Origin of the sequence: Propylenella binzhouense (assembly GCF_009866965.1) — a bacterium.
GTDB lineage: Bacteria > Pseudomonadota > Alphaproteobacteria > Rhizobiales > Afifellaceae > Propylenella > Propylenella binzhouense.
The window spans coordinates 1-26,188 of the sequence record NZ_SPKJ01000060.1; the positions used below are offsets into that span (position 1 = coordinate 1).

Sequence of the window (26,188 nt, forward strand, 5' to 3'; positions counted from 1 at the left end):
CGCGCGGGCGCCGCTGCCGCCGCGCCTTGAGGCGAGGAGGCCGGCGGCGCTTCCGCGAGGTCCGGCCCGTGCGCGGCCGCCGAGCCGCCGCCCGGAGGCCAGCCCTGGATCGTCAGCGCCATCGCCTCGACGGCGTCGATCACCGCTCCGGTCTTCTCGGCGATGCGGCGGGTGAGCGTCGTGAACTCGACCGCCTTGCAGAACGAGACGGCGCGCACGCCGTCGACCGGCTCCACGGCAAGGTCGTCGATCGAGGTCTCGAGCGGCACGTCGTTGCAGAGCTCGACGAGCCGGCGCGAGACGCGCGCCTGGTCGGCGAACGCGATCAGGTTCTCGCGGCGCTTCGTCTGCCTGATCTCGCCGGCGCGGGCGAGGAGCGTCTCCAGGTCGCCATATTCGTCGAGGAGCTGCGCCGCCGTCTTCGGCCCGATGCCCGGCACCCCCGGGACATTGTCGGTGGAATCGCCGCAGAGCGCCTGGAGCTCGATCATCTTCTCCGGGCCAACGCCGAACTTCTCCTTCACGAAGGCGGCGTCGATCACCTGGTCGCGCATCGTGTCGACCATGGTGACGGTCGGGCCGATCAGCTGCATCAGGTCCTTGTCGGAGGAGACGATGGTCGTCGTCGCTCCGCGCTCGCAGGCGATCCGGGCATAGGTCGCGATGATGTCGTCCGCCTCCCAGCCCTTCTGCTCGACGCAGGCGAGGTTGAAGGCGCGCGTCGCCTCGCGGATGAGGCCGAATTGCGGGATGAGGTCGGCAGGCGGCTCGGGCCGGTGCGCCTTGTAGTCGGGGTAGATGTCGTTGCGGAAGGTCTTCGCCGAATAGTCGAACACGACGGCGAAATGGGTCGGCTCGTCGCCCTTCTCCGCCGTCGGCCCCTCCTGCAGGAGCTTCCAGATCATGTTGCAGAAGCCGGAGACGGCGCCGACCGGCAGGCCGTCCGACTTCCGCGTCAGCGGCGGCAGCGCATGGAAGGCGCGGAATATGAAGGCCGATCCGTCGACCAGGATGAGGCGGTCGCCCTCCTTCATGGGAGCGGCGGAACGGGGCTTCGGCGCGGCGGCTGGCATGCCCGACATGTCGCGCGGGAGCCGCCGGAATTCAAGCGACCGCGTCAGGCCGCGAGCGTCGGAATGCCCGACGTGTCCACGGTGCGGAGGGCTTCCCAGAGATCCCGCTTCGTCTGCATGGCGAGCCAGGCTTCCGGCCCGTCGCCGCAAAGTTTCCCGAGACGGACGGCCATTTCGGGCGTGACGCGGGTCCTTTCCTCCAGGAGCTGATAGAGCGTGTACCTGGAGATGCCGAGCGCCCTTGCGACTTCCGACTTCGAGAGGCCGAGCGCCGGGAGTACGATCTCGCGGAAGAAGGCGCCAGGATGGGTCGGCGGCCGCTCGGGATCGCGCGTTGGTCCTGTCATCAGTGGTAGTCCTCCAAGTCGACCGCAACGGCATCTTCGCCGTCCCAGGCGAACGTGATTCGCCAGTTGCCCGTCACCGCGACGGCGTACCGGCCCTTCATGTCGCCGGTCAGGCTATGGAACCGTAAGCCAGGTACGTTCATCATCCCTGGCTGCGTCGAGGCGTCCAGCCGATCGAGAATCATGGCGATGCGGGCCGCCTGCTCAGCGGGAAGCCGCCTCTCATCGCTTCGTTCCCAGAAGCGCCGGAGGGCACGGCTGCGGAAGCTTCGGATCACCGTGATATGTTAGGCACCGGCTGACATCTGTCAACCAGCGCCTAACAGCCAGCCTTATTCCGCAGGCTGCAGCGCGGCGCGGTCGCGGCGCCGGTAGGGGCCGTCGATCCGCGCCCAGGCCGGGCGCTCGAACAGGAACCGCCCCCAGCCGGTCCACTGGACGAGGCCGTAGAAGACGACCGGTCCGAGCACGCCGGCCGCCGTCACCAGCACCGAGATGGTGCCGATATCGGTGATGATGCCGGTCTTCAGCAACACCGCCCGCGAGACCGCCATCGGGAAGAAGAAGGCGAGATAGACCACGATCGAATGCTCGCCCAGCCAGCGGAGCGGGACGGCGGCGCGCGTGCCGGCAAGGAGGACCGAGGTCGAGACGACGGCGACGGCGCCGGCGAAACCCAGGACGAGGCTCACGAACGGCATGGTGGAATAGCCGGCGAAGACGATCGTGGCGTTGAGCACGCCCCAGAGGCCGAGCCCGAGAAGCGCCGAGACCCGGTCCTCCGCCACCTTTTCCGCGAAGCGGAGGACATGCGCGGAGAAGACGTAGCCCGAATAGAAGTAGACGAAGCGCGAGGCGGTCTCGTCGATCAGCACCGAGCCGGTCTCGATGTGGAGAATCTCGAGGCTGGCGGCGGCCACCCAGACGATCGGCCAGGGCACGCGCTTCAGGAGGCGCACGATCACGCAGAAGAGCGCGAGGTGGTAGATGAACCAGAGCGTTCCCCACGGCTCGACGAAGGCGGTGAGATAGTCCCGCAGCACGCCGCCCCAGCCGATCTCGGCCGCGAAGCCGGGTGCCTTGATGGCGAACTGGATGGTCAGCCAGAGGGCGTAGAAATAGGCGAAGTGGACGACCTTCCGGTCGAGATAGAGCCGCCAGGGCGCGTCGATCCTGAGGCCGATGAAGAGGCCGGCGATCAGGAAGAAGTCCGGCATCCGGAACGGCCGCGCGAACTCGACGACATAGTTCATCCAGCCGTCGGCGCCGGCCGCCTTCTCCACCCCGAGCGTGGAATGCATCATGACGACGAAGATGATGCAGAAGCCCTTGGCGACATCGACCCAATCGACACGAGACTTCATGGCGCGGCTCCCCGACTTTGCGGCCGAGCAGCCTTGTCGCCGATCCGCGCCGCGCCGTCGCGCCGTTCGTGAAATAAAGGTAAACGAAATCAGGAGAATGCGGGGCGATGCCGGGCCCGGCGGCCGGGCGCGCCGGCGGGGAAGCCGCCGTGCCGCGCCCGGTCCCGCTCAGATCCGGGGCGAAAGAACGGCTTCCGCGGCTGCCGCCTGCGCAAGCAGCGCGCCGTCCTCGGACGGCCGGCCGACCAGCATCAGTCCGGTCGGGGCGGTTCCCGCCTCGTGCATCGGCACCGACACCGCGCAGGCGTCGATCATGTTCACCACCGTCGGGTTCCGCAGGACGAGGAGATTGACCGCCGTGAAGGCCTGGTCGTCCTCGAGTTCGGCGATTGTGGGCGCGACGATCGGAACCGTCGGGAAAACGAGGGCGTCGAACGCGGCGAAGCCGGCGAGCACCTTCTCGCGGTAGCGCCGCCGCGCCGCCAGGAGGTCGATATAGTCGGCCGCGGTCTGCGCCTCGCCGCGCCGGATCCGGAGGAGCACGCGCGGATCGTAGCCGTCGGCCTTCTCCGCGATGAGGCTCCGATGCGCGGCGAACGCCTCCGCTGCCGGAAAGCCGCCCTTGGCGTTGATCTCGAGCATGTCGGCGACCGCCGCGAGATCGATCTCGACGACGCGCGCCCCGGCGCGCGCAAGCTTCGAGAGCGCGCGGTCGAAATCGTCGGCGACCTTCTGGTCCATGCCCTGGAGCACGAGCGTCTGCGGCACGGCCAGGCGCAGGCCGGCCAGGTCCTCGCGCGGCGCGAAATCAGGCTCGGCGCCGGCCATCACCGCGTCGAGCGCGGCCGCGCAGGCGACGGTGCGGGTGAGCGGGCCGACCGAATCGAGCGACGGGGAGAGCGGGAAGGCGCCGGCGAGCGGCACCCGCGCCGCGGTCGGCTTGAAGCCGACGAGCCCCGTCATCGCGGCGGGGATGCGGCAGGACCCGCCGGTATCCGTCCCGATCGCGCCGTGCGCCATGCCGTCGGTCACGGAGACGGCGCCGCCCGAGGTGGAGCCGCCCGGGATCCGCCCGACCGCGCGGTCATACGGATTGAGCGGCGTGCCGTAATGGGGGTTGAGCCCGAGCCCGGAAAAGGCGAACTCGGTCATGTTGGTGCGGCCGACCACGACGAAGCCGGCGCGGCGGAGCCGCGCGATTGCCGGCGCGTCGGCCTCGGCCGGCGCGGCGTCGGCGAGGATCTTGGAGCCCGCCGGCGTGGGCTCTCCCGCGAGGTCGAAGAGATCCTTCACCGAGATCGGGATGCCCGCATAGGCCGAGGGGGCGAGGCCCGCCCGGCGAAGCCCGTCCATCGCGTCGGCGGCGGCGAGCGCCGCCGCACGGTGGGTCCGGGTGAAGACGCGGGCGCCTTCGCCGTCCTCGTCCGCGATCCGCGCGAAGCAGGCCTCGACGAGGCCGCGGCTGGTGAGGCGACCGGCTTCGAGCCCGGCCGCAAGCTCCTGTAGCGTCGGCTGCATCGGTCCGGGTCAGACCGGATCGTAATAGTGCAGCTCGAACAGCACGCAGCCCTTCTCGGACTTGAAGGGGCCGTGATAGGCGCCGGGCGGGCGGCAGGCATAGGTGTTCGGCTGGAACGAGGTGCCGCCCTCGCCCTTCTCGTCGTTGCCGACGGTGAGGTCTCCGGAGACGAGGTAGACCTCTTCCCAATAGTCGTGGACGAACGGCTTGGTCGTGTAGACGCCTGGGTGGAAGCGGAGCAGGCGGCTGCGCGTTCCGCGCTTGTTCGCCTCGTCGAGGCCGCCGGAGAGGATCTTCTGCTCGATGCCCTGCGGGTAGCCGGGCGGGACCTCCCAGCCGCTCTCCATGTCGATGGTGTAGAACTCGTCGTGCTGCTTGTTGACCGGCATGTCTTCCCTCTTATTCCGCGGCCTGGGCCGGCTGGACCTCATCCTCGAGGCTGTAGCTGTCGAGAATGCCGTCGACCAGCTTCGCCGAGCGTTCCCAATCGTAGGTGCGGAAGGAATGGCCCTTCGTCACGAAGGTCGCTCCCGCATAGAACATCTCGTACTGGGTATGGCGCGAGGCGAACTCGGAGCCGACCGCATCCCAGGCGAGCTTGTAGAACTTGACGCGCTCGAGCGAGCTCGCCGCCGGCGACTGCTGGGTCTTGCCGATCAGCGCGGCGAGCTCGGGATTGGCGAAGTCCTCCACCGAGGAGGGCAGCATGATCATGCCGCCGCCGGCGAGCTCGCGCAGCGTCGTCATGACCTTCGGATAGAGCTGCTGCGTCAGCGTCTGGGCCGAATAGAGCGTGTGCCGGTCCGGCACGAAATAGGGGCCGCGCTGCGTGCCCTTCGCCTCCATCGCGGCGACGAGCGCATCGACCATGCCAGCTTCCGCGGCGAGCTGGCCCAGGATCTCGCGCACCTGCGGGAAGGCGACGATCCCGTTCACGTCGCCGATCCGTCGGGCGAGGCCGAGCAGGAAGCGCATCTTCACGGAGAGGCGGACCATCGCCTGGTAGTTCTGGTAGACATGCGCCGGCGTCGCATGGAACTGCTTCTGGCACATGTCCAGGCTGTCCACGACGAAGACCCGCTCCCAGGGCACCTTCACGTCGTCGAAATAGAGGACGGCGTCGTTCTCGTCGAACCGGCTGGAGAGCGGATTGTCGAAGACCGACTGCGCCCCCTCCTCGTAGGACTTCCGCGACAGAACCTTGAGGCCCTTGGCGTTCATGGGGATCGCGAAGGAGATCGCGTAGCGCTCGTCGCCGGGCTGCAGCGGCTGGATCGAGGTGACGAAGACCTCGTCCGCCATGATCCCGCCGGTCGCCAGCATCTTGGCGCCGCGCACGGTGATGCCCTCGGCGTCGCGATCGACCACGCCGGCCGTCAGGAACTCGTCCTTCTGCTGGCTCGCGCTCTTCGAGCGGTCGGCCTGGGGGTTGATGATCACGTAGGTGAGATAGAGGTCGTTGTCGCGGGCATGGCGGTAATAGTCGGCGAGCGCCCTGGCCCGGTTCGCGTCATAGGCCTCGAAGACGTCGAGGCCCATATACATGCCGGCGATGCAGGAGGCGACATGGTCCGGCGCCCGGCCCATGAAGCCGGCATGGAGCGCGGTCCAAGCCTCGAGCCCCTTCCGCCGCTCGACGAGCTCGGCATAGGAGCCGGGCAGCTCCCAGATCCTGTTGGCGCGGGGCCCGCCGTCCTTCGGCTCGTAGGTCATCAGCGCGCGGTTCTCGGGCGCGGAGGCGAAATCGAAGAGACGGCCCACGGAGGCGACGGCGTTCCGGTATGCCGGATGGGTGGTGACGTCGTCGACGCGCTTGCCGTGCAGGTAGACGGCGCGGCCGTCGCGCAGGCCTTCGATATGCTGCTTTCCGGATTTCATCATTCTCGCTCCTGTCGCGCTCCCCTTCCTCGGAAGGTCTTTGTCAGTAGTGGATCGGCAGCGGCCATTCGGGGGTCCGCTCGTCGCCGCTCTTGAGGCTGTGGTACTTGCCCCGGAAGAAGACCAGCGGCTCCGCCTCGGGATTGGCGCTGAACCGCAGGACGCGGCCGACCACGATGACATGGTCGCCGCCGTCATACTGGGCGTAGGGCGCGCATTCGAAATGCGCGATCGCGCCGTGCAGGAGCGGCGCCTGGGCATGGCCGAGGCTGTGCGCCACGTCGGCCCACTTGTCGCTGAGCGCCCTTGCGAACCGGTTGGAAAGCTCCTCCTGCTGCCGGCTCAGAATGTTCACGGCGTAGCCCTGCGCCTCAAGGAGCGCGTTCAGGCTGTTTGCCCGCCGGTCGACGCTGAAGAGGATCAGCGGCGGGTCGAGCGAGACCGAGTTGAACGAGCTCATGGTCAGCCCGATCAGCCCGCCGCGGCGGTCCTGCGCCGTGATCACGGCGACGCCGGTGGCGAACTGCCCGAGCGCGGTGCGGAGTTGTTTTGGGTCGGGGCTCATCGTCTCTCCCGGTCTTGCCTCCGGGTAGCTTTGTGATAAAGCTATCTGGCAAACACGTCAACAGGAATGCCGGCAACCGTCCGGCACGGGCGAAGGCGATCGGAATGGCTGGCGATGCCGGGCGCAGCAATGCGGATCACGAGGAGGACGGGCTGCCGGAGCGCACCGCCTCGGCGCCCGCGCTCCTCGTCGACGGCTCGGACCGCATGTTCCGCGAACTGGTGCAGCGCATGCTGGCCTTCTCCGCTCGCCTGCAGGAGGTCCGCAACCGGTTCGGCCGCTCGATCGGGCTGAGCGGGCCGCAATATTCGATCCTGATCTCCATCGCCCATCTGCAGGGCCGGCAGGGCGTCGGCGTCAACGCGGTGGCGCGCCACCTGCATCTGAGCGGCGCCTTCGTCACCATCGAGGTGAACAGGCTCGTCTCGCGCGGGCTCCTCGGCAAGGCCGTCAATCCCGAGGATCGCCGACGCGTGCTCCTCACCCTGACGCCGGCCGGACGCCAACGCCTCGCGCAGCTGAAGCCGCGGCAGGTGGCAGCGAACGACCTCATCTTCGGCAGCCTCGACCATGCGGATTTCCTGGCGCTCCACCGCATTACGGGCCAGCTCGTGGACGGCGTCGACGCGGCGCTGCTCTTCCTCGACTATGCGGATGCGGGCGCCGGGCCGGAATCCGGCCGCGACCACGCGGATGCCCCCGTCCGGGCCGGAGAGTCGCGATAGCGGCTTGACCGCGCGAAAAGCGCATCGCTATGATGCTTGTGAAATATCACAGTTGGTGCCAGCCGCATGACAAAGGGCGGCCGGCTCCCGACCAGCCAGCGAGGTCCGCGTGAACGCCGTGCCGAATTCCACCGTCATCGACACGCGCTTCCGCTCGGCCCTGATGCGGATGGCGGAGGCGGGACGCATCGAGACCTGCAACCGGCCGGCGAGCGCGCATCTCGAGGTCGCCTCGCTCATGAAGGTCATGGACGGCGGCCCGGCCGTGCTGTTCCCGGCGGTCGACGGCTTCGGCATTCCCGTCATCGGCAACGTGCTCGGCTCGAAGGAGAATTGCGAGGCCGCCTTCGGCACCGATTTCCGCGGGATCCGCGAGTTCGTCGCCCGGGCGCTCGGGGCGCCGGTCGAACCGGAGCTGGTCCGCTCGGGCCCCGCGCAGGAGGTCGTCGTGACGAGCGGAATCGATCTCGGCGGCACGCTGCCCGTCCTCCACCACGCGCCGTCCGACGGCGGCCGCTTCATCACCGCCGGCGTGGTGATCGCCCGCGATCCGGAAACCGGCGTGCTCAACGCCTCCTATCACCGGCTCCAGCTTCTCGGCCCCGACCGGACCGGCATCCGGCTCGATTTCAACCGGCACCTCCGCAACGCCTACGAACGCGCCGCCGCGCGCGGCGAGGACCTTCCCGTCGTCGTCTGCATCGGCGCCGACCTCGCGCTCCAGTACACCGCCGCGACCATGGGGTCGCAAATGCCCGAACATGCCGACGAGCTCGCGGTCGCCGGCGGCCTCGCCGGCCGGCCGCTCCGGGTGCTGAAGGCGGCGACGCAGGACCTGCCCGTCCCAGCGGACACCGAGATCGTGCTCGAAGGCCGGCTGACCTGCCGCGAAAGCGCCGTCGAGGGTCCGTTCGGCGAGTTCGTCGGCTTCTCGGCGCCGGCTTCTCCCGGCCCGGTGTTCCAGCTCACGGCGCTGACGCACCGGCGGAACCCGATCTATCACGCCATCAACGGCTACGGCCGCGAGACCGTGATGCTGCGCAAATACGTGCTCGAGGCGAGCCTCCTCAAGGTGCTCGGGCCCGCCGTTCCGATCGTCGTCGACGCCGAGATGACGGCGGGCGGCCTGCACCGCTTCCACGCCATCGTGCAGGTGAAGAAGGAAGGCCCGCACCACGAGGGGCTTCAGCGCAACGCGATCCTTGCGAGCTTCGGCGCGCTGAAGGACCTCGACATGGTGATCGTGGTCGACGACGACATCGACATCCGCGATCCGCTCGACGTCGAATATGCGCTCGCCACGCGCATGGAGGCCTCGCGCGACATCATCGTCGTCCCCGAGGCGCGCGGACACGAATATGTCCGGGTGAGCCGGAACGGCGTGCGCGCCAAGCTCGGCATCGACGCCACCGTTCCGTTCGAGGAGCGGGCCCGCTTCACGCGGGTCGCCTTCGAGCCGATCGAGGTCGACCGGACGGAATTCACGACGGATCCGGAGACGGCCGAGAAGGCGCTCGGATTGATCTGACCGGTGAACCAGCCGCGCCGTCCGGGGGGATACGGCGCTCCGCGATCAACAGGGGAGAATTCGAGATGAAATCCAGTCTGACGGCCGTCCTCGCGGCGGCAGGCATCCTTCTGTCCGGTGCGGCGTTCGCACAGGACGCCTGGCCGACGAAGCCCATCACCATCATCGTGCCCTATGCGCCCGGCGGCTATACCGACGGCGTCACCCGCATCACGGCGAAGTACCTGGAGGGAAAGCTCGGCCATGCGGTCGTGGTCGACAACCGGGGCGGTGCCGGCGGCATCCTCGGCACCGAGATCACCGCCGATGCGGCGCCCGACGGCTACACCTTCTGCATGTGCAGCTCGGGCGCGGTCTCCATCGCGCCGGTCGCGCAGAAGGTCGGCTACGATCCGCTGAAGGACTTCGCGCCCGTCAGCATCGTGAGCACAACGCCGCAGGTCGTGATCGCCAATCCCTCGGTGCCGGTCTCCAACATGGCCGAGCTCGTCCAGTACGGCAAGGACCATCCCGGCGAGCTGAACTACGGCTCCTCCGGGATCGGCGGCCTGATGAACTATTCGGTCGAGCTGTTCCAGTCGATGACCGGGGCGAAGTTCGTCCACGTCCCGTTCAAGGGCGGCGCGCCGGCGACGGCCGCGGTCGTGGCGGGCGAGGTGCAGCTCTCCTTCACCAACATGTCCGACGCGATTCCGCAGATCGAGGCGAAGACGGTGAAGGGTCTCGCCGTCACCTCGAAGGAGCGCAGCGAGTACCTGCCGGACCTGCCGCCGGCCGCCGACGTCGCGCCCGGCTTCGAGGCGATCTCGTGGAACGGCGTCATGGCGCCCGCCGGCACGCCGCAGCCGATCGTCGACAAGCTGGCGGGCACGCTCGCCGAGATGGCCAAGGACGCCGACGTGAAGGCCGGCATGGCCAAGATGGGCGCCACGCTCGTCGCCACCACGCCCGACGAGTTCAAGGCCCGGATCGCCGGCGAGGTCGAGACCTGGACCGGCGTCCTGAAGGAAATCGAGGCCAAGAAGTAGTCCATCCGGGGGCGCCGCTGCGGCGCCCCCGCCGCTTCCGGGCGCGGCCGGCCGTCCCCGGACAGACGTTTCGAGCACGGGGACGCATATGCGATCCAACTCGGTGCGGGGCGCCGTCGACTTCTATTCCGGCCTGCTCCTCGCGGTCCTCGCCGTCGCGGCGATCTTCCTTCTGCGCGATCTGGAGATCGGAACCGCCTCCGACATGGGGCCGGGCTACTTCCCGGTCGCGATCTCGATCGTGCTCCTCGCCGTCGGCGTGTTCCTCATCGGACGCGGCCTCGTTCTCGACGGGCCGCAGGTGAGCGGCATGAACTGGCGGCCGATCCTCTTCGTCAGCCTGTCGCTGCTCGCCTTCGCGCTCCTCGTCGATCGCGCCGGGCTGCCTATCGCGATCGTGGCGCAGGTGGCGATCGCCACGCTCGGCTCCTCCGAACGCTCCTTTCTCCAGAGCCTCCTGTTCGGCATCGCGCTCGCCGCCGCTTCGAGCGTGATCTTCGTCCGGCTCCTCGGGGTTCCGATGCGGCTTTTCCCATGATCGACGTCTTCTCGCTCCTCGGCCACGGCTTCCTGGTCGTCCTGACGCCGACCAACCTCTTCTTCTGCCTGGTCGGGGCGGTGCTCGGAACCCTGATCGGCGTGCTGCCGGGGCTCGGGCCGGTCGCGACGATCTCGCTGCTCCTGCCGGCGACCTTCGCGCTGGAGCCGACGACCGCCATCATCATGCTCGCCGGCATCTATTACGGCGCGCAATATGGCGGCTCGACCACCGCCATCCTCGTCAACATCCCGGGCGAATCGACCTCGGTCGTCACCGCGCTCGACGGCTACAAGATGGCACAACAGGGGCGCGCCGGCGAAGCGCTCGCGATCGCGGCCATCGGCTCCTTCCTGGCCGGCTGCTTCGGCACCGTCGTCGTCGCCGTGGCCGGCCCGCCGCTCGCCGGCTTCGCCCAGCGCTTCGCCTCGCCGGAATATTTCTCGCTGATGGTGCTCGGCCTCATCTCGGCGATCGTGCTCGCGAACGGCTCCGTCATCCGCGCGATCGCGATGATCCTGCTCGGCCTCCTCATCGGCATGGTCGGCATCGACGTCAATTCCGGCCAGTCGCGGCTCACCTTCGGCATGCCGGAGCTCTATGACGGCGTCAGCTTCGTCGCCGCCGCGATGGGCCTGTTCGGCGTCGCCGAGGTGATCTGCAACCTGGAGGACGGGATCCAGCGCGGCCTCAATGCCGGCAGGATCGGCTCGCTGATGCCGAGCCGGGCGGTCATGAGGGCGGTGCGCTGGGCGGTCGTCCGCGGCACGCTGCTCGGAACCGCCTTCGGCATCCTGCCCGGCGGCGGCGCCACCGTCGCCTCGTTCTCCGCCTATGCGCTCGAGAAGCGCGTGGCGAAGGATTCCACCCGCTTCGGGCGCGGCGCGCCGGAGGGCGTGGCGGCGCCGGAATCGGCCAACAATGCCGCGGCCCAGACCTCGTTCGTGCCGCTCCTCACGCTCGGCATCCCGACCAGCGCCACCATGGCGCTGATGGTGGGCGCGCTGATCCTCCACGGCATCACGCCCGGCCCGACCGTCATCACGCGGCAGCCGGACCTGTTCTGGGGCCTCATCGCGAGCATGTTCGTCGGAAACGTCATGCTCATCATCATCAACCTGCCGATGATCGGGATCTGGGTGCGCCTCCTGCTCGTGCCCTACCGCCTTCTTTTCCTCCTCATTCTGGTGATCAGCTCGATCGGGATCTATTCGGTGAACAACTCGCCGTTCGATCTCTATCTCACCATCGGGTTCGGGATTCTGGGCTATCTCCTGCGCAAGCTCGACGCGGAACCCGCCCCGCTCCTGATGGGGTTCGTGCTGGGGCCGATGATGGAGGAGAATTTCCGGCGCAGCCTGATCATCTCGCGCGGCGATCCGCTCGTCTTCCTGCAGCGGCCGATCAGCCTGGTGCTGCTGGTGATGAGCCTCGCGCTCCTGATCACGGTTGCGATGCCGGCGATCCGCCGGCGCCGGGAAGAAGTGTTCCAGGAATAGCGTCCGCTTGGCCGGCCGCCTGAAGTGATCAGGGAGATTCGAAGCGTGAACGAGGAAAGAGACGCAGCCGAGGCTCCGGCGCGCAGCGGCGGTCAGATCCTGGTCGACACGCTCCGCATCCAGGGCGTCGACACGATCTTCGGCGTCCCCGGCGAGAGCGCGCTTCCCGTCTTCGACGCTCTGCACGGCGACCAGGCGGGGATCCGCTTCGTCGTCTGCCGGCACGAGGCGAACGCCGCCAACATGGCGGAGGCCGATTCCAAGCTGCGCAACGAGCCGGGCGTGTGCCTGGTCAGCCGCGGGCCGGGCGCCATGCACGCGGCGATCGCGGTCCACACCGCCTTCCAGGATTCGACGCCGCTCGTCCTCATCGTCGGCCAGGTGCCGAGGGCGCATCGCGGGCGCGAAGCCTTCCAGGAGATGGACTATACGCGGGTCTTCGCCGACACCACGAAATGGGCGGCCGAGATCACCGATCCGGCGCGCATCCCCGAGATGGTGAGCCGCGCCTTCCACACCGCGATGGCCGGGCGGCGCGGCCCGGTCGTGCTCTCGATCCCGGAGGACGTGCTGAGCGCGACGGCGCGGGTCGCCGACGTCGCCCGCTACCAGGCGGCCGAGCCCGCGCCCTCGCCGGCGGCCATGACGGAATTCGCGCGCCTCCTCGCCGCCGCCGAGCGTCCGCTCGTCATCGTCGGCGGGAGCGGCTGGGACGAGGCGGCCTGCGCCGGTCTCGCCCGCTTCGCCCGCTCGTACGACCTGCCGGTGGCGGCGGCATTCCGCTGCCAGGACGTTCTCGACAACCGGTCCGAGCACTATGTCGGCGATCTGAGCTTCGGACCCGGCCCGGGACTGGCGCGCAGGGTCGGCGAGGCGGATCTCCTCGTCGTGATCGGCGACCGGCTCGGCGACGTCACCACGCGCGGCTACACGCTCCTCAAGCCGCCGGTGCCGGGTCCCGCGCTCGTCCACGTCTATCCCGGGGCGGAGGAGCTCGGCCGCGTCTACCAGGCGCGCCTGGCGGTCCATGCGAGCGTCGGCAATTTCGTGCGCGCCCTCGGCGAGATGCGGACCAAGGCGGAGGTGCCCTGGGGCGAATGGCGGAAGGGCGCGCGACAGGACTACGTCGCCTTTTCCAGCCCGGCCGGCGTCAATGCCGCGCTCGATTTCGCGAAGATCATCGGCCATGTGCGGGCGACGATGCCGGACGATACGATGTTCGCGAACGGCGCCGGCAATTACGCGATCTGGCTCCACCGCTACCTCGGCTACCGCGTGCGCGGGACGCAGCTTGCCCCGCGGTCGGGCGCGATGGGCTACGGCCTGCCGGCGGCGATCGCGGCGAAGCTTCGCCACCCCGGGCGGCCGGTCATCTGCTTCGCCGGCGACGGCGACTTCCAGATGGCCTCGCCCGACTTCATCACGGCCGCGCGCTACCGCCTGCCGATCGTGGTGATCATCATGAACAACGGGCTCTACGGCTCGATCCGCATGCACCAGGAGCGGCATTATCCGGGCCGGCCGAGCGGCACCTCGCTCGAGAACCCGGATTTCGTCGCCTTCGCGGAAGCCTGCGGCGGCTATGGCGAGCGGGTGACCGCGGATGCGGACTTCCCCGCCGCCTTCGAGCGCGCGCTGGCGGCGGGCCGGCCCGCCATCCTCGACCTCCCGGTCGATCCGCGCCGGCTGACCCCGGACATGATGCTGGACTCGCTCTGAAGGGTACGCCCCGCTTGAGCCGCGGCCGCGCCCTTCAGGCTGTGGACCGCGGCAGGCGGAGCCTCGCCCGGCGGCGCCGCCATGCTAGAAGGGGCCGCTACCCGATGCATGGCCGATGAAGAGTACCGTCGAAATGGGAGCAGCGGGCGGTGCGCCCGCGCTCATCGATCTCGAAGAGCTGCTCGCGACGCGCCTCCTGGTGCAGGGCAATTCCGGCTCGGGCAAGTCGCACCTGCTGCGCCGGCTGCTGGAGCAGAGCGCCGGCTCGGTGCAGCAGATCGTGATCGACCCCGAGGGCGACTTCGTCACCCTCGCCGAGCGCTTCGACCATGTCGCGATCGACGCCGCCGCGGTGCAAAGCGATCTGCAGCGGATCGCGCGCCGCATCAGGCAGCACCGCGTCTCGGCGGTGCTCGCGCTCGACGAGCTGGAGGTCGAGGGCCAGCTCCGCGCCGCCGCGGCGTTCCTGACCGGCCTCTTCGACGCCGACCGGGAGCACTGGTATCCCGCGCTTGTCGTGGTCGACGAGGCGCAGCTCTTCGCGCCCGCACTCTCCGGCGAGGGCACCGACGAGGCGCGCCGCCTCTCGCTCGGCGCCATGACCAACCTGATGTGCCGCGGCCGCAAGCGCGGCCTTGCCGGCATCGTCGCGACCCAGCGGCTGGCGAAGCTTGCGAAGAACGTCGCGGCCGAGGCCTCCAACTTCCTGATGGGGCGCACCTTCCTCGACATCGACATGGCGCGCGCGGCCGATCTCCTCGGCATGGAGCGGCGGCAGGCCGAGATGTTCCGCGACCTCGAGCGCGGCCAGTTCGTCGGGCTGGGGCCGGCGCTTTCCCGCAAGCCGCTGCCGATCCGGATCGGCCCGGTGGAGACCTCCGGCCGGTCCGGAAGCCCGGTCCTGATACCGCTGCCCGAACCGCCGGGCGAGGCCGCGACCGAGCTCATCTTCACCGCGAGCCCCGACGAGGCCGAAAGCGAGCGCAATCCGGTCCCGCAGCGGCCGCGGCCGGCGACCGGCGACGTCCTCGCCCGACTGGCGGCGCAGCGTCCCGAGGCGGCCTGCGAACGCGAGCCGGAAATCGACCCGGCCGAAGCCGCGGCCGCCGTCGAGGAGATCCTCGCCGCCATGGCGGCGGAGCCGGAGCTCGCCGGCCGCGATCTTCCGCTCCTCTTCCAGGATTTCTCCGGCCGCTGCCGGAAGCGGGGCCTCGGTCGGGCGGTGCCGCCGCTTTCCGAGTTCCGCCGCCGCTTCGCGATCGCCCGGGCCGGGGCTTCGGCCGAGACCCGCGGCCGGCCGGAATGGGAGGCGGCCCTCGCGCACGCCGCGGGTCTCTCCGAGGACCTGCAGGGACTGTTCCTCTATGTCGCGCGGCTCGCGCTGGAGGCCGCGCCCGCGCCCGGAGACGGCGATCTCGGCGACCACTACGGCACCCGCTCGCCCGGCCGGCTGAAGCGCGTGCTCGCCCATCTGGAGGAGCGCGGCGACCTCGTCTGCCATGTCGACGCCGCCGGGCGGCGCGTTCTCGCGCTGCCGCGCCTCGGCATCGAGACGGCGCCCGGCACGGCGGCTGCGCCGGAGCATGCACGGCGCGCGCTGCGCCCGCGGCCGAGGCTCGACCAGCGGCTCGCGCGCCAATAGCGTCTTCAGCGGACAGGTCGATCGTTTCCTCGCGCGGAAACTTTCCCTTTGACTTCGGACCCGTGTCGGGTTCGGATAGTTTCCGGACTCGGAAACGATCGGGGCGGCCGTGACACTGACCCTCTACCAGCATCCGCTGGCTTCGTTCTGCCACAAGGTGCTCATCGCGCTCTACGAGAACCGGACGCCCTTCCGCGCCGTGACCGTCGACTTCGCCGATCCGGGTGCCGCGGCGGCCCATTTCGGGCGCTGGCCGGTGGGCAAGATACCTGTGCTGCACGACAGCCGGGGCGACCGGACCATCCCCGAGACGAGCATCATCATCGAGTACCTGCAGGCGCACCATCCCGGACCGGCGCCGATGCTGCCCGACGATGCCGAGGCGCGGCTGGAGGTCCGGCTGTGGGACCGCTTCTTCGATCTCTATGTCGCAGCGCCGATGCAGAAGATCGTCGGCGACCGCCTCCGGCCGGAGGGCGGCAGGGACGCCACCGGCGTCGGCGAGGCGCATGCCATGCTCGATGCCGCCTACGGGATGCTGGAGGCGAGGCTTGCCGGCCGCTCCTGGGCCGCGGGCGGCGGCTTCAGCCTGGCGGATTGTGCCGCCGCGCCGGCGCTCTTCTTCGCCACCATCGTGCACCCGGCGGCTGCGGAGCAGCGGAACCTGCGGGCCTATGTCGAACGCCTGCTGGACCGCCCCTCCTTCGGCCGGGTCCTCGCCGAGGCGCGCCCCTATTTCGATCTGTTCCCCTATCGGGACGCGATGCCCGCCGGCTATCTGGCGGACCGGACCGGATAGCGCCCATGCAGACGCAAGAGCTCGACAAGGTGTTCCATGCGCTCTCCGACCCCTGCCGCAGGGCGATGGTCGAGCGGCTGAGCCGCGGCCCCGCATCCGTGAAGGAGATCGCCGCGCCGATGCGCCTCGCTTTGCCCTCGGCGGTCAAGCACCTCAAGGTGCTGGAGGAAGGCGGAATCGTGCGCTCCACGAAAACCGGGAGGGTGCGCACCTACGGCATGCGGCCGCACGGGCTGGATCCGGTCGCGGACTGGGTGAGGCAGCGGGAAGCCGCGTTGAATGCGGCGTTCGATCGCCTGGCCGAGGCCATGGCCGCTTTCCCGGAAGAGTGCGACGACCGATGAACGGGAAAGCCGGACACGCGACCTTCGTCATCGAACGCGCCCTGCCGGGCCGCCCCGCCCATGCGTTCCGCTTCTGGTCCGAGCCGGCGCTCAAGAGGCTCTGGAACTCGTGCCACCCGGAATGGGAGACGCTCGAGAGCCGTTTCGATTTCCGCAAGGCCGGGTCCGAGGCGACGCGCTGGCGCATGCCGGAAGGCGGGATCCTCGAGGTCCGCGCGCATTATTTCGAGATCGAGCCGGCGGTCCGGATCGTCTACGCCTATGAGATGGTCCGCGACGGCCGGTGTCTCTCCGTGTCGCTCGCCACCGCGGAATTCGCGCCGGAGGGCGCAGCGACGAGGATGACCTTCACCGAGCAGGCCGCCTTCCTCGACGGCAGCGGGCCCGACGCGCGGCGGGCCGGGACGGACGAGGGCTTCGACCGGCTCGCCGCCGTCATGGAACAGGCCGAAACGGCGCCTCGCTAGGTGCGGCCGCAGGCCCTTTCCGGCCGTGCGGCGGCGCTCGCCGCCGGGGCGGCCTCCCCAAGCGGCCATCCTTTCCGCCGGCCTCTTCTCGCCGCCGCGCCGCGGCCCCATCTCTTCGGCCATGGAGACCACCCTTCCCCCGACCGAGAACCGGACACTCGCGCCGACGAGCGCGGAGGCGATCGTCGCGGAGGCCGCAGCGGCCTATTTCGAGGAATGCCGGTCGCGCGTCCGGCCTTTCGTGGACCGCACCTTCTCGTTGCCGGGCTCGGCCCGGCTGCACCGGCACGCGCTCGGCTGGGACCTCCTCCGCGCGCCGGCCAATGTCGCACTGTCGGTTCCGCAGGTCGGGCTGAAAGTCGGCAGTGGCGCAGCCCGGGCGCTCGGCCGGAATCGGCTCGCCGGATGGCTCGACCGGAACCTCTTTCTGGAAACCGCCGTGGCGCGGGAACTGCGCTGGCGCATCACGACCGAGCTTCTCCGCCAGCCCTGCCGCGACGGAAGCCGGGAGGCCCGGGAGGACGGGCTGGCGGAGGCGATCCTCGCCCATCCCGAGGTCCGGGCGCTCCTTGCCCGCGCGGCGGAGGCGACGGCGGGCCACGAGCAGGATCCGGTCTTCCGGCAGCGGCTCGAGGCGGCGCTCACCGAATATGCGGGCACCCGCGCCGCCGCGGCCGAGATCACCACCGGGCTCGTCGCGCTCGGCACCGGGGCGCTCGCCTTTCAGCAGGCCACGCCCGGCGCCTTCGCGCTCGGCCCGGCGATCGCGGGCAGCCTCGCCCAGGGCGGCGCGATCGCGAGCTTTCCGCTCGGCTCCGCGATGGGCGGCTTCTGGTACGGGCTCTTCCCCGCCCATGTCTCGCCCCTTCTCGCCGCCGGAACGACGGCCGGCACCATGGGCGTTGCGGCGATCGCCACCGCCTTCGCCGGGATCATATCGGATCCGGTGCAGCGGGCGCTCGGGCTGCACGAGCGCCGGCTCACCGCGCTGATCGACAATCTTGAGAGCAATTTCCGGCCCGGGCGGCGCGAGGCCGGCTTCGTCACCTACGATCTCTACGTCGCCCGGCTTCTCGACCTGGGCGACATTCTCGTCGCGGTCGGGCGCCTGTTCCGGCCGGCCTGAGCCATGCCGGTCGGGAGCGGCCGTGGAGGTTGACGCGCCCACGGACGAGCGGCGATATCGCGTCTCCGATCCGTCCGGCTTCCGGGCCGATCCCGATCGGTCAACAGTCCGGGCCGGCATGCTTCGTTTCATCCATTCGAGCGACCTTCATCTCGGCAAGCGTTTCGGCAATTTCTCCGGCGACCTGCCGAGCCGGCTGCGCGAGGCACGGCATGCGGCCATCGCGCGGCTGGCGCAGCACGCGCAGGAGCAGGGCGCAGCCACGATCCTGCTGGCCGGCGACACCTTCGACACCGAGACGCCGGCGGCCGATGTGCGCCGGCAGGCGCTCGCCGAGATGGCGCATCATGCGCCGATCCGATGGGTGCTCCTGCCCGGCAATCACGATTCCCTGCAGGCGACGCAGCTCTGGGCCACGCTGAAGGCGGAGGCTCCCGAAAATGTGGCGCTCGCGGCCGAGCCCCGGCCGGTCGAGCTGGCCGCGGGCGCGGCGCTTCTGCCCGCGCCGTGCACGACGCGCCGCCCCGGCCGCGACCTGACCGAGTGGATGGAGGGCGCGGCGACCCCCGAAGGCGCCATCCGCATCGGGCTCGCCCATGGCGCGATACGGAGCTTCTCCGAGGATGGCGTCGCGTCCGACGTCATCGCGCCGGACCGGGCGCGGCGCGCGGGCCTCGCCTATCTCGCGCTCGGCGACTGGCACGGTGCGCTCGAAGTCGAGCCGCGCACCCGCTACAGCGGCACGCCGGAACCCGACCGGTTCAAGCATGAGCGCCCCGGCGAGGCCCTGCTGGTGAGCATCGCCGGCCCTTCCGCCTTGCCCGAGGTGACGCCGCTTCCGATGGCGAGCTTCGCCTGGCGCAGGCTCGACCTCCATCTGCTCGACGGCGACGATCCCGCGCCGGCGCTCGAAGGGCTGTTGCCGGAAGCGAGGCACCGCCGGCAGACGCTCGCCCGGGTCGCGGCGGCCGGCCGCAGCAATCTGGCGGGACGCGCGGCGCTGACGGCAGCGATCGAGCGCGCAAAACCTGATTTCGCATTCCTGGAACTCGACGACACCGGTCTCGCGACGGCGTGCGAGGCGGGGGACCTCGACGGGATCGACCGCGCCGGGGCGCTGCGCGAAGCCGCGAACGCGCTGCTTGCGGAGGCCGGGGACGAGAGCCGCTCCGCCGGCGAGCGCGAGATCGCGCGTGCGGCGCTCGCGCGCCTCTTCTTCTACGCTCAGGCGGTCGCGCCATGAAGATCTCGGCTCTGCGCCTCTTCAACGTGAAGCGCTTCGCGGGACGTGGCATTGCCATCGAGGGGATCGGCGACGGCGTCAACGTGCTGTGTGCCGTCAACGAGTTCGGCAAGTCGACGAGCTTCGAGGCGCTGCACGCGCTGTTCTTCCAGCCGCATTCGGGAACGCCGGGCGAGATTCAGAAGCTGCGGCCCTATAGCGGCGGCAGCCCGCTGGTCGAAGCCGACATCCAGACCGCCGAAGGCCGCTTCCGGCTCACGAAGCAATATTATGGCGGCCGCTCCGCGCGGGTGACCGATCTCGCGACGGGACGGCTGGTGGCCCAGGCCGACGAGGCGGAGAACTTCATCGCCGGCCTGATCAGGGGCGGCACGGCCGGGCCGGCCGGCCTGCTCTGGGTGCGCCAGGGCGTGACCGGTCTCGAGAAGCGCAGCCGCTCGGAGGAGGACGGCGAAAAGGAGGTCCGCCGGAGCCTGCTCGAATCCGTCCAGGGCGAGGTCGAAGCCGTCACCGGCGGGCGGCGCATGGCCGAGATCATGGCCGCCGCGCAGGAGGCCCTTTCGGAGCTCGTCACCCCCACCGGCAGGCCCAGGACCGGCGGGCGCTACGCGGCCGCCATCGAGGAGCGCGACAGGCTTGAGGCCGAGGAGGGAAGGCTTGCGGGCGAAGTCGACGCTTTGCGCGCGGCGCTCGACAGGCGGGCCGCGGCGGCCAGGCGGCTCGCCGAGCTCGACGGGGCGGAGGACAGGCGGGAGCGGCGACAGGCGGTCGAGACGGCCGAGGCGGGATTCGACGCCGCCAGGGCGCATGACGGGAAGCTGAAGACGGCCGAAGCCGAGCTGAAGCTCGCGCGCGAGCGCAAGGATGCCGCCGATCGGGATCTCGGCGCGTTCCGCACCGCTTTGGCGAAGGCGAAGGAGCTGCAGGAGAGGCTCCGGGAAGCCGAGCGGCGCCGCGCCGAGGCGTCCGGCCGGCGCCGCGACGCCGCCGCGGCGATCGAGAAGGCGCATGCGGATGCCGAGGCCGCGGAGGCCGGGGAGCAGGCGATGCGCGGCCTCCTCGCCCGCCTCGATGCGGCGCTGAAGGCGCGCGAGGCCGCGGAGCGCCTTGCCGGGCTGAAGGAGCGCCTGAGCGCGGCGGAGGCCGCCCGCCGGGCGCTCGAGGAGGGCGAGGCCAGGCTCGCGCTCGTCAGGATTCCGGCGCATGCCGTCGACGAGCTTCAGGCCCTCGAAGTCGAGATCGCGAAGCTGCGCGCCGTCGAAGAGGCGGCGCGCCCTTCGGTCGCGATCTCCTATCAGGGCGGCGCCGCCGGTCCGGTGACGATGGACGGCATCCCGCTCGCGGACGGCGAGGAGCGCGGCTATGACGGGCAGGCCGAGCTCTCGGTGCCGGGCATCGGTACGCTCACCTTGCGGTCGAACCGGCCGGCCCGGAGCGACGATCGGATCGAGCGGGCCGAGGCGAAGCGCCGGACGCTGCTCGCCTCGATGGGGGTCGACGATCTCGCCGCGGCGCGGGAGCGGCAGGTCCGCGCTGAGCGGATCGAGGCCGAACTGCGCGAGCTGCGGGGCCGGCTCTCTTTGCTCGCGCCCGAGGGCCTGGCGCGGCTCCGGGAAAGCGTCGCGGCCCTCGATCCGGCGGGTGCCGAGCTCCTGGAGCTCAAGGAGGACCCGTCACAGGTCCGCGCAGCGCTGGCGGCCGCCGAAGAGAGCCGAAGGAAGGCGAAGCTCGCCTTGCGTGAGGCGGAACCGCTCCGGGGGAGCGCCGACGACGCCTTTGTGAGGGCCGAGACGGCGCTCGCGTCGCTCGACGCCGAGCGGACGCAGGTGGCCGCGCTTCTCGGCCCGGAAGAGGCACGGGATCGACGCGCGCAGGCGATGGCGGACGCGCTCGACGAGCGCGGCCGGGCGCTCGCCGCGGCCGAAGCGCATGCGGAAGCGCTCCGGACCGCGGCGGTCGATCCGCACTCCGCCGAAGCCGCTCTGAAGCGCGCGCGCTCGGTCGAGGCGGCGGCCGAGCAGGAGATCAACGCGCTTCGCGAGACCATCGCCGGCCTCAACGCCGAGATCCGCACCCGCTCCGAGGAGGCGGTCGAAGAGACATGGCGCGAGACGGCCGAGGCGCTCTCCGCCGCGACGGCCCGCGTCGCGGCGTTCGCGAAGGAGGTCGCCGTCCTGCAGAGGCTCGCTTCGGCGCTCGAGGCCGCCCGCTCCGAGGCCCGCGAGCTCTATCTCGGGCCCGTCATGGCCGAGCTGAGGCCGCTCATCGGACTGCTGTTCGACGACGTCTCGATCACCTTCGACGAACGGACGCTGCTCCCCCAGACGATCCGGCGCAGCGGCCAGGAGGAGGAGGTCGACCGGCTCAGCGGCGGCATGCGCGAGCAGCTCTCGGTGCTGACGCGCCTCGCCTTTGCGAGGCTGCTCGCCCGCGACGGGCGGCCGGCGCCGGTGATCCTCGACGACGCGCTCGTCTATTCCGACGACGACCGCATCGAGAAGATGTTCGACGCGCTCCACCGGCAGTCCAGGGACCAGCAGATCATCGTGTTCTCCTGCCGCCAGCGCGCCTTCCAGAAGCTCGGCGGAAACGTCCTCCAGATGACGGATTGGCAGCCTTAGGGCCGCGCGCCGGATGCAGCCGGCACGCTGGTCTCTCAGCGCCTCGCGGGCGACCGCCGAAAGCCGAGCATGGACGGCAGGACCCCGGCCGTCGCCTTCATCGACAGCCTGCCGAGCCCGCCACGGCAGAAGGAGGACAAGCGAGCAGAAAAACGAACCGGCAGGCCGCCTCAGCCCCGCTCACAGGAGCGGCACTGTCAACCGGCTACCCTCTCTGTACAAGCTTGGGACGACATCCTGCCTGTCCGCCCAAACAGAACCCTACCTCCCCTACCAATCCTCAGCTTGGACTCACAAACCGAGCCTGCCGTCCGCAGCCGGTTGCCGCACCAGTGCAGCCGCGCGATTAAGAATAGCCCTCGGTACCGGTCCCGGCTGGACGAAAGCCGGTGTAACGCCCCGCCAGTTCGAGGTCGTCGGACGGGCCCCGATGCCGCACGCGCAGCGGTAGACGGTTCCGCCCGATCCTTCAGCCGCCCAACGGACGGCGGAGCCTCCGGCAGTTCTCAGATGTGGCCATCGTTGCTTGTCGTCCTTGGCCAAACCTGCTTTAACGGCGGCAACGCAAAGGAAATTCGGTCGACGTGTTTTCTTCATTCGACTGCTCCGCCGTAATCAACGTGCACCGCGAGGGCGTTCTTCTCGCTCCCACCCTGAACTCGCTGTCCGCGGCCAAACGCGAGGCCGCAAGAGCCGGCTACCGGGTCGAGTTCGTGGTCGTCGCCGACAATCCCGACCAAAAGACGCTGGACTTGTGCCGGAACTGGAAGGATGCCGATTCGATCCACGAGGTCGGCTTCGCCGATCTCGGCCGGTCGCGGGACTTCGGCATCAAGATGTCGAGCCAGCGGCATGTCTTCATGCATGACGCGGACGATCTGTTTTCGTCGAATCTATACCGGACGTTCTTTGAATATCGCCGCGCCGGCCTGATCCAGGACATGGCCGTCTATCATACGGAATTCTTCATTTCCTTTGGCGGCGAGAACGGAATCCGCCGGATCATACCGTCGGACCACCCGGATTTCGATCCGATGCTGCTGACGTTCGACTGGTTCTTCTCGAACAAGTGCGTCGTCGACCGCGAGCTCCTGGAGCGCTTCCCGATGCCGCACAACGACAAGGCGTCGGGACTTGGCAACGAGGACTGGTCTTGGGCCGGCGACACGATTGCCAACGGCGTATTGCATTCGGTTCTGCCGCAGACAGTGTGCTTCTACCGGGTCAAGAGCGCGCATCTGAGCCTCGGGGCGACGCCGTCGATGACGCAGCGAGCCTCGCCGCTCTACAGCGCCGACTATCTGCTTTCCGGGGCCGGCCGGCGATCGCGGCCGCGGCAGCCCGACACGTCGCTGTTCGCCACGCAGGAGCAGCTGTCGGTGCCGGTCTACGAGGCGATGATCGAGCAGGTGAAGTTCGAACCGCTGATCAGCGGCAACCTCAGCCGGAACCGCTGGGCGCTGACCTCCTCCGTGCGCTCGCTGCACCACCGCGCCGCCGATGGCGCCCGAATGCTGCTGTCGAAGCTCGACGATCGCAAGAAGGTGTTCCTGTTCCTGTCGGAGCGCTACACCCGGCTGCTGCCGGTGCTGATCGACCGGTTTGCCGAGATGCAGCCGCTGTTCTCGCCCGAAACGCACCAACTGGTGATCTTCCACGAGTCCGACGACGACCTCTACGCCGATCTCGAGATCGGCGATCCCTTCGGCAGCATCTATCTCAGCCGCCGTAGAATGCTGCAGGAGTTCGCGGTGCCGAACTGGTTCTTCAACCGGTTTCTGGTGCGGCCGATCGTGCAGCATGCCGGCGGCACGATCATCGACACCGGTACCGATCTGTTCGCCGGACTTTGTGAGGCGTTCTTCAAGCTGGTTGTCTCGCAGACGAAGCGGATCCTGCTGGCGCAGGCGGAGATGACGGCCGACCCGCTGCTCGGCCTGCCGCAGCGGCGCGCGCGCGTGCGCCGGCTGCTGTCGGGCTCCAAGCTCTACCGCCCGTGGCGCGTTCACCAGGTCGATCTGTTCGGGCTCTGCGGCGGGGGCGGCTGCGCTGACGAGACGGGCCTTTCCATCCGCTTCGATGACGACAGCGCGGAAGCCTTCCTGCTGGCATGCCTGATGAAACGCGCGCCGGCCCTGCCGAGCCCGGCGGGCTTCGTGCTCGAGCGCCGGCGCGCGCGCCGCCCCCGGCCCGACGCCCCGGTGCCTGATGGCGTCACTGAACTTCTGGTGCGGGCCGGCGGCGGCGTCTCCGAGTTCTTCGTGCCCAGCGCCCGGAGGGTGGTCGAGTTCTACGGCCAGCCTCTTGTGGTGCTGCCGCAGACCATGCAGCACCTGCGGCCCGACGGGCAGCCGACCGTCACCTGGTACAACTTTTCGAATCCCGAGCAGGTGCTGCGTGAGTTGATCGACCGCGATTTCCGCGGCTTCAAGCTCGGCCTCGTCGCCCATCTGGCGGGCGTCGAGATGATCGACCGCTTTCGGAAGGCCGGCTCTCTCCTGAAGCTGTTTGACGATCTCTGCGCCAGCGGCGAGGCGCACCTCGTGCGTACGACAGACCCGTCGGACAGCCGCCTTGCAATGGTCGACATGAGCGGCCTCGGCGAGATCGTGTCGGATTTCGAGGCGGAGAGCCGGGACGCTCCCAGTCCCGCCGCCGCGCTGCTTGGAAAGTTCGGCGTGGCGCTGACCGGAAGCGACTATCTGAGCGCGTTGCGCAGCGCCCGGAACGTGGCCCAGGTCGAGGCCTATCTGTCGCACTGGCAGCCGCGTCGGGAAGCCATGGTCGATGGAGCGAAGCCTTGGCTGTCCGAGACGCTCGCCGCCAGCCACGACCGTCCGCCGATTGCCGACTGGCAGAGCGACATGTGGCTTCCGACGACACGGTTTTCGGTCTTGCCGCATGTAGCCGAACGCGTCGAAGTGGAATCGCTTACGGCGGCGGCTCGCCAGGCTTCGTTCCTGCCAACGACGTTGCAGGACTTCCTCAACATCCTGAGCCGCACCGCCAATGTGCCTGTGCCGCCCGCCGACCTGCGGCTGAATTGGGGCGGAGCGCAGAACACGCACCGCGCCCGGCTGATGGAGCGGTTGGCCGAACTCGGCCGCGCCGCCGCCGGCGGCAGTTTCGTGGTGATGCCCTGGCTTGAGGCCGGCGGCGCCGAACTGGTCGGCACGATGCATTTCCGCGCCTGGCAGGCGGCCGGCGTCCGGAACTGCCGGTTCGTCCTGACCGACCGCAGTACGATCGTGCCGAAGCATGAGGAACTGCGCGAGCACACGATCAACCTGCCTGAGCTCGTCGAAGAGATTACCGGCCGGCCGTACGGGAGCTTGGGGCTGGAGGAGAGGCAAGGCTTTCTGGCCGAGTTCTTCCGCCACGCCAGGCCGCGCCACGTGCTCTACGTGCAGAGTTACATCGGCACATTGCTTCTGACCCGCCAACGCTTCGGCGACGTGGTGCAGTACGCGATGTTCTGCTCCCATGTGGACGGGAACGGCAAGATTTCCGGCTATCAGACGATGATTCCGGAATTCGACCGGCATGTCGATCAGTATGTGCCCGACAATACGCCGTTCGCGCGCGAGATCATCGAGATGTACGGGCTTGAACCGCAGCGGGTGGCAACGCTGCTCTATCCGCCCGACCCGACGCGCGCGTCCGAACTGGGTGGCGAGCACTTCGGGGATCCGTCGTCGCGCGACGTGCTCTGGGCGTCGCGTCTCGATTACCAGAAGAACCCGGCCATGATCCTGGCGGTGGCCGCGCAGATGCCCGAACTGACCTTCCACGTCTACGGGCGCAGGGTGATGAAGGATGTCGAGTTCAACGAGAACGACCTGCCGCCGAACGTGATCTTCCACGGCGGCTTCACTTCGCAGAAGGATCTGATGTGCCGGCGGTATCTCGGGTTCCTCTACACCCCGCGCTTCGACGGCATGCCGCTGATCCTTCTCGACATGGGGTCGGCGGGCTTGCCGATCGTGTCGCCCAAGGTCGGCGGCATCCCCGACTTCCTGGGCCCGGACTGGCCTTATGTCGAGGATGGCGAGGCGCCGGAGGGATATGTCGAGGCCCTAGAGCGTTACCCGACCTAATTGAATCGGGATTCCCAAATCAGCGCTGAGATGATTCAAGCTGTCTGCCGGATTGGAGGCCGGCGG

Annotated in this window: 22 protein-coding genes; 14 read left to right on the forward strand and 8 right to left on the reverse strand. The window is 69.5% G+C overall.

Annotation, left to right across the window (positions count from 1 at the left end):
- From E4O86_RS15440 to E4O86_RS15475, 8 genes are all read right to left on the reverse strand, one after another.
- Window positions 1-1,073 (reverse strand): 5'-3' exonuclease (locus E4O86_RS15440; protein WP_425500133.1); only part of this gene is annotated, 1,073 nt, incomplete at its 3' end.
- A gap of 44 nt (window positions 1,074-1,117) precedes the next feature.
- On the reverse strand, window positions 1,118-1,420 hold the full coding sequence (locus E4O86_RS15445) for a HigA family addiction module antitoxin (protein WP_161141452.1): 303 nt from the start codon (window positions 1,418-1,420) through the stop codon (window positions 1,118-1,120).
- The gene (locus tag E4O86_RS15450) at window positions 1,420-1,698 is read right to left on the reverse strand and encodes a type II toxin-antitoxin system RelE/ParE family toxin (protein ID WP_161141453.1); all 279 of its coding nucleotides are present in this window, start codon (window positions 1,696-1,698) and stop codon (window positions 1,420-1,422) included. The genes E4O86_RS15445 and E4O86_RS15450 overlap by 1 nt, the downstream gene beginning before the upstream one ends.
- Before the next feature lie 54 nt (window positions 1,699-1,752).
- On the reverse strand, window positions 1,753-2,784 hold the full coding sequence (locus E4O86_RS15455) for an acyltransferase family protein (RefSeq protein ID WP_161141454.1): 1,032 nt from the start codon (window positions 2,782-2,784) through the stop codon (window positions 1,753-1,755).
- Window positions 2,785-2,952: 168 nt separating this feature from the next.
- Entirely contained in the window at window positions 2,953-4,302 is a 1,350-nt protein-coding gene (locus E4O86_RS15460) for an amidase (RefSeq protein WP_161141455.1), read from the reverse strand.
- Window positions 4,303-4,311: 9 nt separating this feature from the next.
- Window positions 4,312-4,692: a cupin domain-containing protein gene (locus tag E4O86_RS15465; protein WP_161141456.1), complete on the reverse strand. Its 381-nt coding sequence runs from the start codon at window positions 4,690-4,692 to the stop codon at window positions 4,312-4,314.
- Between the two features lie 10 nt (window positions 4,693-4,702).
- On the reverse strand, window positions 4,703-6,184 hold the full coding sequence (locus E4O86_RS15470) for a 4-hydroxyphenylacetate 3-hydroxylase family protein (RefSeq protein WP_161141457.1): 1,482 nt from the start codon (window positions 6,182-6,184) through the stop codon (window positions 4,703-4,705).
- Window positions 6,185-6,224: 40 nt separating this feature from the next.
- Window positions 6,225-6,746 (reverse strand): flavin reductase family protein, encoded by a 522-nt coding sequence (locus E4O86_RS15475; RefSeq protein ID WP_161141458.1) that lies wholly within the window; start codon window positions 6,744-6,746, stop codon window positions 6,225-6,227.
- A 104-nt stretch (window positions 6,747-6,850) separates the two neighbouring features.
- On the opposite strand from E4O86_RS15475, the gene E4O86_RS15480 reads away from it, so the two are divergent.
- The 14 genes from E4O86_RS15480 (at window position 6,851) to E4O86_RS23965 (ending at window position 26,122) form a co-directional block, all read left to right on the forward strand.
- The gene (locus E4O86_RS15480; protein ID WP_161141459.1) at window positions 6,851-7,471 is read left to right on the forward strand and encodes a MarR family winged helix-turn-helix transcriptional regulator; all 621 of its coding nucleotides are present in this window, start codon (window positions 6,851-6,853) and stop codon (window positions 7,469-7,471) included.
- Between the two features lie 109 nt (window positions 7,472-7,580).
- Window positions 7,581-8,999 carry a UbiD family decarboxylase gene (locus tag E4O86_RS15485; RefSeq protein WP_161141460.1) on the forward strand — a complete coding sequence of 473 codons (1,419 nt, stop codon included), beginning with the start codon at window positions 7,581-7,583 and terminating at the stop codon, window positions 8,997-8,999.
- Between the two features lie 65 nt (window positions 9,000-9,064).
- Window positions 9,065-10,027, forward strand: a complete 963-nt coding sequence (locus E4O86_RS15490; protein ID WP_161141461.1) for a Bug family tripartite tricarboxylate transporter substrate binding protein — start codon at window positions 9,065-9,067, stop codon at window positions 10,025-10,027.
- A gap of 88 nt (window positions 10,028-10,115) precedes the next feature.
- Entirely contained in the window at window positions 10,116-10,565 is a 450-nt protein-coding gene (locus tag E4O86_RS15495) for a tripartite tricarboxylate transporter TctB family protein (protein WP_161141462.1), read from the forward strand.
- A complete protein-coding gene (locus tag E4O86_RS15500) occupies window positions 10,562-12,064 on the forward strand; it encodes a tripartite tricarboxylate transporter permease (protein WP_205520911.1) in 1,503 nt (500 codons plus the stop codon). The genes E4O86_RS15495 and E4O86_RS15500 overlap by 4 nt, the downstream gene beginning before the upstream one ends.
- Before the next feature lie 45 nt (window positions 12,065-12,109).
- Window positions 12,110-13,783 carry a thiamine pyrophosphate-dependent enzyme gene (locus E4O86_RS15505; protein ID WP_161141463.1) on the forward strand — a complete coding sequence of 558 codons (1,674 nt, stop codon included), beginning with the start codon at window positions 12,110-12,112 and terminating at the stop codon, window positions 13,781-13,783.
- Window positions 13,784-13,898: 115 nt separating this feature from the next.
- Entirely contained in the window at window positions 13,899-15,425 is a 1,527-nt protein-coding gene (locus tag E4O86_RS15510; RefSeq protein ID WP_161141464.1) for a helicase HerA domain-containing protein, read from the forward strand.
- Window positions 15,426-15,534: 109 nt separating this feature from the next.
- Window positions 15,535-16,224 (forward strand): glutathione binding-like protein, encoded by a 690-nt coding sequence (locus E4O86_RS15515; RefSeq protein ID WP_161141465.1) that lies wholly within the window; start codon window positions 15,535-15,537, stop codon window positions 16,222-16,224.
- Window positions 16,225-16,229: 5 nt separating this feature from the next.
- Entirely contained in the window at window positions 16,230-16,568 is a 339-nt protein-coding gene (locus E4O86_RS15520) for an ArsR/SmtB family transcription factor (RefSeq protein ID WP_161141466.1), read from the forward strand.
- Window positions 16,565-17,035 carry an SRPBCC family protein gene (locus E4O86_RS15525; RefSeq protein WP_161141467.1) on the forward strand — a complete coding sequence of 157 codons (471 nt, stop codon included), beginning with the start codon at window positions 16,565-16,567 and terminating at the stop codon, window positions 17,033-17,035. The genes E4O86_RS15520 and E4O86_RS15525 overlap by 4 nt, the downstream gene beginning before the upstream one ends.
- 121 nt (window positions 17,036-17,156) lie before the next feature.
- On the forward strand, window positions 17,157-18,161 hold the full coding sequence (locus tag E4O86_RS15530; protein WP_161141468.1) for a DUF6635 family protein: 1,005 nt from the start codon (window positions 17,157-17,159) through the stop codon (window positions 18,159-18,161).
- A gap of 118 nt (window positions 18,162-18,279) precedes the next feature.
- Window positions 18,280-19,404 (forward strand): metallophosphoesterase family protein, encoded by a 1,125-nt coding sequence (locus E4O86_RS15535; RefSeq protein ID WP_161141469.1) that lies wholly within the window; start codon window positions 18,280-18,282, stop codon window positions 19,402-19,404.
- Window positions 19,401-22,025, forward strand: a complete 2,625-nt coding sequence (locus E4O86_RS15540) for an AAA family ATPase (protein WP_161141470.1) — start codon at window positions 19,401-19,403, stop codon at window positions 22,023-22,025. The genes E4O86_RS15535 and E4O86_RS15540 overlap by 4 nt, the downstream gene beginning before the upstream one ends.
- 584 nt (window positions 22,026-22,609) lie before the next feature.
- Entirely contained in the window at window positions 22,610-26,122 is a 3,513-nt protein-coding gene (locus E4O86_RS23965) for a glycosyltransferase (RefSeq protein ID WP_161141471.1), read from the forward strand.
- The last annotated feature ends 66 nt before the right edge of the window (window positions 26,123-26,188 follow it).